The following is an 8,311-nucleotide window of genomic DNA, read 5'->3' on the forward strand; positions in this document are numbered from 1 at the left end:
GTGAAGGGAACGGCAACGGCGATCATTTTAGTATTAGGGGCAGTTTTAGATTATCTGGTGGGCGATCCTTGGGGATGGATTCATCCGGTGCAGGTGATGGGGGCGATTATTGCCGTTGCCACAAAAGTTATCCTTAATTGGACGCGGGAAAAAATTCGCCAACGTTTAGCGGGCATAATTCTGGGACTGGGTTTAATTATCTTGACTGGGGTCTTAACTTGGCTAGGAATCCAATGGTTAGGTCAGGTCAATTTGCTGCTGAGTTGCCTAGTACAAATGATTCTCTTGGCCAGTTGTTTAGCCGGTAGAAGTTTACGCAGGGCTGCCGAAACCGTCATCGCACCTTTACAAGCTGAAAATATCACCCTAGCTCGTTGCCAACTAAGTTTATACGTTGGTCGCGACACAGATAATCTCGGCCAGGAAGAAATCCTCCGCGCCCTATTAGAAACCGTCAGTGAAAATGGTGTGGATGGAGTTACCGCGCCGCTTTTTTATGCCCTTCTCGGTGCCTTTCTGGGGGTGGGACCAGTACCCCTCGCTTGCGCTTATAAAGCCGCTAGTACCCTCGATTCGATGATTGGCTATCGTCGGCCACCCTACACCCATATTGGTTGGTTTAGTGCCAAAAGCGAGGATGTTTTGACATGGCTACCCTGTCGTTTGACGGTCTTAACTCTCGCCCTAATTTCGGGCCGGCCGGGGCGGGTTTTAAGCATTTGTTGGCGCGATGCCCGTCGGGATCCTAGTCCTAATTCCGGTTGGAGTGAATGCGTCTATGGGGCGATTTTGGGGGTGCAATTGGGGGGAAAAAATCAATATCGGGGCCAGATTGTGGAAAAACCTTTATTGGGCGATGACCTCAACCCGATTACGGTCAAAACCGTCGAACAGGCTTTGAATTTAACTCGTACTTGTGTATTACTTTGGTTGGCGATCGCTATTAGCTGCTTAGTTGCTAGAGATTTTGCTCAATTTTAGCGACCACAGGCGACGGCGTTGACGGGATTGACGCTGCCAGTAACGGATAATCAGGGAGAAGGTCAAGAATAGCGATTGCAGTATCTGTATCTGTCCGCAGATGCGTTGATAGTTTTGTCGGAGATAATAGGTTTTCGCCCCGGCGATGACAATATATTCCGGGGCGGGGTAAAAAATGTGGTGTAAACGTCGTTCCACCCGGTTTAAAATTTTGGTCACTCGCCCTAAAATTCGCCGCAATTGCCACAATTTCCAGACTAGAAAGCAATTAAATAAAGTTAAGCCTAGATTGAAGCCGAGGACAAAAAAGAACATGATCGAGGCGATGGTCGAGTTATGCCAATTTTAGCCTAGATTCCCGACTTGAAAGTGTCGGGGAAAGAAATCTAAGAAGCTGCCTGCGTATTTAAATTGCTTGTTGAGATGAGACACTCTTGCACTCTTGCAAGGGGCAACAGTCAAGGGATTGGGGGAGATTTAGCTAATCTAGGGATAGGCGGTTAAAATGGGTCTTAGCTGACTAAATCCCGTTTAAAAGGTCGCCTTAGCGTCCGAGAGCGTGTAATCCGTTAATAATTTCGGCACAGCGCTCGGTAACTGCCTGTAAAGCTTCTCTTTTGCTAGAAATCGGCGGCGGCAGCACTTCGCCGATGCGAATAGTTAAGGGGATACTATGGGGAAAAGAAGAACCTTTTGGAAAAATCTTTTCTGTCCCCCACAAACTGACGGGTAACAGGGGAACTCCCGCTTTAGCGGCAATCATCGCCGCGCCTAGTTTTGGTTGATGGATCAATCCGTCCTCGGTGCGCGTTCCCTCCAGAAACACTCCCACTGCCCAGCCCGCCGCTAATGCTCCCATCGCCGCCCGAATGGCTCCGCGATCACCACTGCTGCGTTTGACGGGATAGGCCCCGTAAAGAGCGATCGCCTGTTTTAAAATCGGGATGGTAAATAATTCTTCTTTAGCCATATAAGCTACGGGACGACGCACGGCACAGGATAATAGGGGTGGATCGAAGTAACTGGCGTGATTGCAGACGATAATCAGAGGATGACGCTGAGGGACATTTTCCACTCCGTAAACGCGACCGCGAAAATAGCCGTGTAGGGTGGGGCTAACGATCGACCATTTAAAGAGATGATATAAAACTAAACTGGCAAAAGGTTCTCGCTCTTGAGGCTGGTTCATGACTGACAATTGTTCCCTAGACATGGAAAAGCCCCTGGGAGTCTTGCCGTGTTTCGACCCCAAGGACTTTGCTTTCTTCTCACTCCTCACACAATTAAAATATATAGCAATTTATAGGTTAGGGAAAGGTTAAGCGTGCCGCTTTCTTAACTGGCATAATTACCTACCTAGGGTTGAGAGCGGCAAAAGGATTAGCAAGATGTGTCATTGATTTTGCTTGGGTACTGAAAAAAGGGGTGGTGATTCGGTAGTAGTGATGGCGGCTTAATCCTTTGCTTTGCTGTGCATTGTAGTCATGGATAAAATACCAAAGGGTTCCCCAAGGTGATTCTCCATTTTTTTAGAGAAAGATAGACTCTCTCTCACCAGCCGAGAAATCCTTTGTCTAAAGGTATTATGGCTCTACCGAACCTGTCATGTAAAACTATCAATAACTCATGCTTGTAAAGTTTGTACACTAAGGCTTTGAGTTTTTGTTAGATTGATATTTATCAACTTTAGAGCCTTGCTGTGCAGTCTACAGTGTAAGTTCGGAAGAACCGGTATTATTTAATCTTTCAATAGATTAGTTTGAACAGTTTCTTGACCGACAGAAAGTCTGTTTGGTTTGGTCAATATCCCGACAGTAGAGCAGATGCGGAACATCCTTGATGGAATAGCCGCAAAGCATCTTTTTCCCCTGTTCAAATGGATTTATCAAGGTCTGGGAGACCAAGGCTATTTGAGGCTATTTGCCGCCTTGGATGGCAACTTACTCGTCACCCTACATGGGACTCAGTACTGATGAACGCTATCAACGGGCTCGGCTTCAACGAGGGACTCGCTGGGGCTTTTTTCAAGATGTTGTTTGTCTGACCAAGTATCTGTTGTTTGAAGGCTGGCAATACCTTCTAGACTTTATGCTCGATGATGCCATCCCTAGGGCTCTCGTTAATTCTTCTTGATGTTGGATTGGGATGTGCCGGGCAAAAGCGTTTTATATTCCGTATTATTTGCTAGATTCTGAATTTGGAATTGCTGTGCACTGACTAATTACCTTGACAAAAAGTTGATCATCGGGTAGGGTGTACCCAATATACCTATTGAATTGGGTCTTGAACTGGTCGGTTAATTAAATTGCCTATTATTCGGTGACACGCTGCCGTAGCAGTATTTTGTCAAGATTTAATAGGAAACAACCAGCTAGTAATAGTTTGATCAAGGATGCCAGTTCCCAGTTGGCTTTGACGACAAAACATGACAGTAAATATTAGTAGTGTAAAGGTTGACAATGTTGAAAAAATTACTTAACCGTATGCAAACCGAGCAGGGTAGAAAAAATATTAAATTTGCCCTAGCCAAAAAAATATTCAATCCCCTCTTAAGAAATATTGGCTACACCCTAATTACTGACCATTTTTATCAGCCGATACCCAACCGTCAGGAAATTATGACATACGCGGGCAAGGAAAGGCCTCTTAGCTCAATTGAATGGCATCTAGACAAGCAAACTGAACTGGTTAGGTATTTACTAGAAAAATATGCGTTAGAATTTAACAATAAAGAAATTTTTTCAGCATTTGGTTATTCCGAAGATACTTCTGCTCTCATTAGTGGCGATGCAGAAATCCTCTATGCTATGGTCAGAGAAAAGAAACCTTATCGGGTAATTGAAATTGGCTCGGGTGGTAGCACTAAAATTATCGCCGCAGCTTTAAAAATGAATTTTATAGAAAATTCCCAAAAATCACAACTGATCTCGATCGAGCCTTATCCTCAAGATTTTTTAAAAGACTTTGCTAATGTTAGTAAAGATTTTCTAGAATTTAGTTTGCTTATCCAGAAAGTAGAAGCCGTAGATTTGTCTGTTTTTGAATCCCTGCAAACCAATGATATTCTGTTCGTTGATTCCAGTCATGTATTTAAGTCTGGTAGTGATGTGGAGTTTGAATTTCTTCAAGTTTATCCCCGTTTACACACAGGAGTCTTAGTTCATATTCACGATATATTCTTTCCCTATGATTATCCCATCGAATGGAATCTGAGAGAATCACGATACTGGAACGAGCAATACTTTTTAGAAACTTTTTTACAATTTAACAAAAAGTTTAAAATTTTGGCATCCTTATCTATGGTATCTCATTATAAGAATTCTGTGTTTCTTGAGAATATCAATGCTTATAATGAAGATCGATTACCCGGTTCTTTCTGGATGATTGCTTGAAAACTACTCGCCCTAGAAAACCATGAAAATAATTAATCCTAATCATAACTTTTTCACAATTCATAAACTCATTCAAGGACTCCTATAAATAGAAAGTCACTCCGGTGTTCGCCCACAATATCCAATATTATCTCCAGTAAATCCAGAAGGCAAGGGAGAAGGCGGATTAAGAACAAAGGGATATTTCAAATCAAACAGTCTTACGATGAAGCTAGTGGTTTGTCTGACAATTCACCGCTTCCTTGAGTTACTATCATTACCGTAGTTTTCAACAGTGAGAATTATTTAGAGCAAACGATTCAGATTGTGATTAATCAAACCTATGATAATGTTGATTGTATTGTTATAGATGGTGGTTCTAGGGATGGTAAGATCGATCACTGCAAATCAAGATTGAATCTGTCCCTCTAGAGATTCAATCTGCCTTAGAAGAGTCAAGCGTAGAACAATTAGAAGAAGTAATGGCTGTGGAACTGGCCGCCAATACAATTGGCCAGCTTATTGATGAGTTTGTCAATCACCTCTCTTTACTACCCTTGACAGAGGTTTTGAAGCGAGTTACAATGCCTGAAAGCTACTGCTAAATCACAATTATGACGCTTCCCCCAGTCAATCAAAACAAAAACGCGATCGCTCTAGACCCCAATTTTTCTACTACTCGCCTAGTGATGCGGGAGAAACCAGTCATAATTAACGATCCCTCCTCAAAAGTACAATCTGTTTTGTTTTTACCACCAAATCCAGAACGAAGAGGAGAAGGTGGATTGAGAACTAAGGGATATTTCAAAAAGTCTTATGATGAAGAGAGTGATTTGTCTGGCAATTTACCTCTTCCTTTAGTTACTATTATTACTGTAGTCTTCAACGGTGAGAAGTATTTAGAGCAGACAATTCAGAGTGTAATCAATCAAAATTATGATAATGTTGAGTATGTTATTATAGATGGCGGTTCTACGGATGGTACAGTTGATATTATTCGTAAGTATGAAGATAAGATTGATTATTGGGTGAGTGAGCCTGATGGTGGTTTATACTATGCGATGAACAAAGGAATCCAATTGGCAACAGGAGAGCTAATTGGATTAATTAATAGTGATGATATATACAATGATGGTACAGTATCGAAAGTAACCGATCAATATGTCAATCCTCAGAAACTGAGATTCGTTATTATAAGTGGGTCAATTTTTCGCACTGATAGCCAGGGAAATATCAAGATTAGACTTTACACATCACATAAGTCGTTAGAAGAAAAAATAGAGTGGAGAATGCCTCTGCATCATCCAGCTACTTTTGTATCTTGTGATGTATATAAAACAATTGGTGCATTTAACACTAAATATAAAATAGCAGGAGATTACGATTTTATTTATAGAGCCTTTCATTCTCGTAAAGTTAAATTTTTGATAATAGATGATTTCTTGACCTCTATGAGGTTAGGTGGTTTATCAGAGGAAGGCATTATGAGTATATGGATTAAAGCCAAGGAAAGTTTTCAAGTTAGAAAAGACAATATATCCTTGGCAAAAAACTTTTTGATTTTTGTATTTGTACTTCTAGTAAACGGTATAAAGCAAATTGTCAAGCCACTACTCAGTGAGCCACTGTTGTCAACTTATTACCGATATCGTCATAAAAGAGATTGATTAAGATTTGACTAGGTGGTTCAGTGATTAATTCGGGCTGAGAGCATCTCAAACGCTATTGACAATTGACCGATCTTGTGATTCGCTTGGGAATTTCAAGTGATCCCAGTCAGTTAGAATAGTTACGAACTCGACCCATTTGGCCGATTTTTGCTTGATAAGCGATTGAGATGGCAAATTCTACTCAAATATGCCTGAACCGTGGGTAAGCAACCCACATAAAGTTCATTTTTTCAAGGATTGTTAAGATGCGCTTATCTTGGTAGTTAATTTAGTGAAGGGAGTTTAGCATGAAACCTGTTTTGATATTGTCTCTTGGAGTCCGAGGTGGTACGGTAATATATGCACAAGAAGTTATTGATCGTCTTTCGATTGAAAAAACCGTTATCGTCCCTTTTGGCTCTTTGGTAAAAACTCCACGCCACAATTATAAATGGATTGCTCATAGAAATGTATATGAGTTCTTTATCTATTCTTTTACTTTATTACCTCTATATATGATCAGCTTGTTCTGTGATTTGACAGTTAACAAATATAGTTCTATTTATCTTCCTTATTTTCATTACTGGAATATTTTTTTTGTATTCATTTTTAAGCTGTTTAATAAAAAGGTAATAACTACCATACATGACGGATGTATAGGGGATAAAAATCAGAACAATTTCAAAGGCAAAATTGTAGATTATCTTAAAGAGAAATCTATTTACTCTTCGGATGAATTAATTTTTTTGTCGGAATATGTAAAAAACGAATTTCAAAAAAGATATGGGAGAAAAGATGATTGTCATGTTATTCCTCTCGGCTTAATAATACCAGAAGGTCTAAGGCAAGTATCCAGGAATCATAATCCATTGCCTAACATTCTCTTTTTTGGCCAGATAACCCGTTCCAAAGGAGTTGAGAATTTAATCCACGCCTGTTTGAAGATTGCAACAGAAAAATATAATAAATTAGTTATAGTTGGAAAGCATTTCTATCCCCTAGATATTGATAGAAATATTTACTCTAGTAGTAAAATTGTTTTTATAGATAATTATGTCCCAGAAAATGAAATCTCTAAGTTTTTCAATGAAGCTGATATTTTAGTTCTTCCCTATACTATTGCAACCCAGTCAGGGGTAGTCTCTATAGGTGTTTCTGCTTGTATTCCCATGGTTTGTACAAAAGTGGGTGGACTTAAAGATCAGCTAGTTCCAGATGCTGAAGCAATTTTCGTAAATTCCGATTCTGAATCGATTAAAGAGGGTATTTTGGCTCTAATTGACAATAAAGAGCTTTATGAGTCTATTTCCTTAAATCTTAAAAGGAAACATACAAGTCTCGACTGGAATAATATAGCTAAATCTATCGAAAACGTTATACTCTCTACTACTGAATGACGAGGAAAACATCTATGACTATTGGGATTTGTAATTTGTGCGGTTCTGTGGTGGTTCGGATACATCCAGGATATTTTGGTACTCGTTGTTTAAACTGTAGATCTACTAAAATTCATAGAGCAGTTGGTTTGACAATTGAATCTCTAAATTTTTCAACCAGTACCTCTGTTTATGAGTTGTCTTCTCGCGGAGCTTTCTATAAATTCTTAAAAGGTAAATTTAAGAATTTATACTTTTCTGAATACTTTGATGATGTACCTCTAGGGTTGATGAAGAACTCTGTTGTCTGTCAAGACGTTCAAAATCTTCTTCTCAACGACGAATCTTTTGATTTAGTGACTTCCACCGAAGTTTTCGAGCATGTTCCTGATGATAACAAGGGTTTTTCTGAAATTTACAGAGTCTTAAAAAAAGATGGATACTTTATCTTTACCGTGCCTTTATCGGATAACCCGAAGACAGTTGAAAGATGTTTCTTGCAGCCTGATGGGACTATCATACATAAACTTGAACCTGAGTATCATGGCGATCAGATCCGTGGACAGGGAAGAGTTCTTGCCTTCAGAAATTACGGATTGGATATAACTGAACGCTTAGAAAGTTGTGGTTTTCACGCTGAAATACGTCTAGTAAACTCGACGCGCAATGTAATTGAAGATCAGAAGGTTATCATAGCAAAAAAAATGTAGTTCTATGACTGTCACTACGCCAATTCAAAAATGAAACGCATCAACCTCAAGAGTTGTCAAAGAAAGGCTCATCAGGTACTGTCTGATCATTAACAAAAACAAATAAGACCCAAAAACGAAGCCCTCAACATCTTAACATAGAACAAAGAAACTTGCTCTACCAACTTAGTCAGGAGGGGAATTTATCTCAACGGCAAATGGCCGTCTGGCTCGGATGTCATCAA

The 8,311-nt window shown here is 39.9% G+C and carries 7 protein-coding genes and 2 pseudogenes; 6 read left to right on the plus strand and 3 right to left on the minus strand.

Annotated features, from left to right (window positions below):
* A complete protein-coding gene (gene cbiB, locus EWV60_RS17225) occupies positions 1-981 on the plus strand; it encodes an adenosylcobinamide-phosphate synthase CbiB (RefSeq protein ID WP_287233649.1) in 981 nt (326 codons plus the stop codon).
* Here cbiB and EWV60_RS17230 read toward each other — a convergent pair.
* The 3 genes and pseudogenes from EWV60_RS17230 to EWV60_RS17240 form a co-directional block, all read right to left on the minus strand.
* Entirely contained in the window at positions 952-1,296 is a 345-nt protein-coding gene (locus EWV60_RS17230; RefSeq protein WP_103113386.1) for a hypothetical protein, read from the minus strand. The genes cbiB and EWV60_RS17230 overlap by 30 nt on opposite strands.
* Positions 1,297-1,525: 229 nt before the next feature.
* Positions 1,526-2,194 (minus strand): lysophospholipid acyltransferase family protein, encoded by a 669-nt coding sequence (locus tag EWV60_RS17235; protein ID WP_002754102.1) that lies wholly within the window; start codon positions 2,192-2,194, stop codon positions 1,526-1,528.
* 259 nt (positions 2,195-2,453) lie between these two features.
* Positions 2,454-2,563: pseudogene (locus tag EWV60_RS17240) on the minus strand (IS1 family transposase); the annotation flags it as partial.
* A gap of 877 nt (positions 2,564-3,440) precedes the next feature.
* Between EWV60_RS17240 and EWV60_RS17245 the strand changes: the two are divergent.
* The 5 genes and pseudogenes from EWV60_RS17245 (at position 3,441) to EWV60_RS17265 (ending at position 8,087) form a co-directional block, all read left to right on the plus strand.
* The gene (locus EWV60_RS17245) at positions 3,441-4,373 is read left to right on the plus strand and encodes a class I SAM-dependent methyltransferase (RefSeq protein ID WP_353734404.1); all 933 of its coding nucleotides are present in this window, start codon (positions 3,441-3,443) and stop codon (positions 4,371-4,373) included.
* A gap of 22 nt (positions 4,374-4,395) precedes the next feature.
* Positions 4,396-4,751: pseudogene (locus tag EWV60_RS23455) on the plus strand (glycosyltransferase); the annotation flags it as partial.
* Between the two features lie 215 nt (positions 4,752-4,966).
* Entirely contained in the window at positions 4,967-6,019 is a 1,053-nt protein-coding gene (locus tag EWV60_RS17255; RefSeq protein ID WP_002735829.1) for a glycosyltransferase family 2 protein, read from the plus strand.
* Between the two features lie 290 nt (positions 6,020-6,309).
* On the plus strand, positions 6,310-7,398 hold the full coding sequence (locus tag EWV60_RS17260; RefSeq protein WP_002738114.1) for a glycosyltransferase family 4 protein: 1,089 nt from the start codon (positions 6,310-6,312) through the stop codon (positions 7,396-7,398).
* Positions 7,399-7,412: 14 nt separating this feature from the next.
* Complete coding sequence (locus EWV60_RS17265; protein ID WP_002737775.1) at positions 7,413-8,087, plus strand: class I SAM-dependent methyltransferase; 675 nt, start codon at positions 7,413-7,415, stop codon at positions 8,085-8,087.
* Positions 8,088-8,311 lie beyond the last annotated feature (224 nt).

Source organism: Microcystis sp. Msp_OC_L_20101000_S702, from assembly GCF_007095705.1.
In the GTDB taxonomy this organism is placed as follows: Bacteria; Cyanobacteriota; Cyanobacteriia; order Cyanobacteriales; family Microcystaceae; genus Microcystis; species Microcystis ichthyoblabe_A.

Coding starts and splice junctions, on each gene's coding strand:
- EWV60_RS17230 (WP_103113386.1), bottom strand. CDS start 1,296: ATGTTCTTTTTTGTCCTCGGCTTCAATCTAGGCTTAACTTTATTTAAT.
- EWV60_RS17235 (WP_002754102.1), bottom strand. CDS start 2,194: ATGTCTAGGGAACAATTGTCAGTCATGAACCAGCCTCAAGAGCGAGAA.
- EWV60_RS17245 (WP_353734404.1), top strand. CDS start 3,441: ATGTTGAAAAAATTACTTAACCGTATGCAAACCGAGCAGGGTAGAAAA.
- EWV60_RS17255 (WP_002735829.1), top strand. CDS start 4,967: ATGACGCTTCCCCCAGTCAATCAAAACAAAAACGCGATCGCTCTAGAC.
- EWV60_RS17260 (WP_002738114.1), top strand. CDS start 6,310: ATGAAACCTGTTTTGATATTGTCTCTTGGAGTCCGAGGTGGTACGGTA.
- EWV60_RS17265 (WP_002737775.1), top strand. CDS start 7,413: ATGACTATTGGGATTTGTAATTTGTGCGGTTCTGTGGTGGTTCGGATA.